This window comes from Nostoc sp. ChiQUE01b, from assembly GCF_034531255.1.
Classification (GTDB): Bacteria; Cyanobacteriota; Cyanobacteriia; order Cyanobacteriales; family Nostocaceae; genus Nostoc.
This window is the reverse complement of the sequence record NZ_JAVRBM010000200.1, coordinates 1-1,597: the sequence shown is the minus strand read 5'-3', so window position 1 is coordinate 1,597 and position 1,597 is coordinate 1. Positions and strand designations below refer to the sequence as shown.

At 43.8% G+C, this 1,597-nt stretch carries 1 protein-coding gene; it reads left to right on the top strand.

Translation table 11 applies throughout. From position 1 onward, the window contains the following. Positions 1-1,597, top strand: a 1,597-nt coding sequence (locus RMY63_RS41605; RefSeq protein WP_322734260.1) for a WD40 repeat domain-containing protein, incomplete at both ends; no start/stop codon positions are given.

The following is a 1,597-nucleotide window of genomic DNA, read 5'->3' as shown; positions in this document are numbered from 1 at the left end:
TCAGAAGGTCAACTTTCACCCTCAGAAGGTCAACGTTCAGCTTCAGAAGGTCAACTTTCACCCTCAGAAGGTCAACTTTCACCCTCAGAAGGTCAACGTTCAGCTTCAGAAGGTCAACGTTCAGCTTCAGAAGGTCAACTTTCACCCTCAGAACTCGGAACTCCGCAATATTTAATATCCAGACTTAAAGAAAACGAACAGCGTAACCTGCGAACGGTATTAATTTTTGATCAATTTGAGGAATTTTTCTTTGTTTACACCGAACCTGCACAAAGAAAGCAATTCTTTGAGTTTCTCGGAGAGTGTTTGAATATTCTATCCGTGAAAGTTATCTTATCGCTGCGGGTAGATTACATCCATTACTTGCTGGAGTGCAATGATTTGTCCAGTCTGAAGATTATTGGCAATGACATTCTCAGTAATAATGTGCTTTACAAGTTGGGGAACTTCTCACCTGCTGATGCCAAGTCAATTATTCAGCGTTTAACTGAAAATACTAGTTTTCACTTAGAAGATGTTTTAGTTGAACAACTGGTGCTGGATTTAGCTGGAGAATTGGGTGAAGTTCGTCCCATTGAGTTGCAAGTTGTGGGGGCGCAGTTGCAAACGGAGAATATTACAACTCTGGCAGAATATCGGCAACGCGGCACTAAGGACGAATTGGTTAAGCGTTATTTGGATGAAGTTGTTAATGATTGTGGTGAAGAAAATCAGCAAGCAGCAGACATATTACTCTATTTGCTAACGGATGAAAAAGGGACTCGCCCACTTAAGACTCGCGCTGAGTTGGAACGCGATTTGACGCCGTATTTCTCGGAGATCCCCCCAACCCCCCTTAAAAAGGGGGGCTTTATTCTTGCTACCCCCTTTTTAAGGGGGTCGCCGCAGGCGGGGGGATCAAAAACCCCCTTTTTAAGGGGGTCGCCGCAGGCGGGGGGATCGAAAACTAGGGGGGAAGAAGCTTCTGAAATCAGTAAATTAGATTTAATATTAGAAATTCTTGTCCAATCCGGCTTGGTGGTTTTGCTACCAGAAAACCCTTTTGACCGTTATCAACTGGTACACGACTACATCGCCGCCTTTATCCGCCAGCAACAGGAACCGAAGTTAAAGCAGGTGATGGCGGAACTGGAAAAGGAACGAGAACAAAGAAAACAAAGTGAAGCAAAACTGAATCGTGTTCTCAAACGCGCCCTTTTTGGTTCCCTAACCGCAGGTTTAGGATTTGCTGTTTTAGCAGCAGCAACATTCCAGTGGGCTGTAGAGGCAAATATTAGTCAAATTAACGCTATCAATAATTCTTCGGAAGCTTTTGCTGTCTCTGGACAATACCCAGATGCTTTAATAACAGCCTTAAGGGCAAGTAACAAACTCAAGCATACAGTTTGGGCACAGCACAGAAGCGATATCTTAACGCACACTGCGTTAACTTTACAGCAAGCGGTTTATTTAAAGCCAAATGAAAAAAAAGAAAATCGTGCCATAGAGATAAATACCTTAGAAGGGCATAGCAGTCTGGTCTATAGCGTAGTCTTCAGCCCTGATGGCAAGACACTGGCTTCTGGCAGTGATGACAACACGATCAAACTCTGGGATG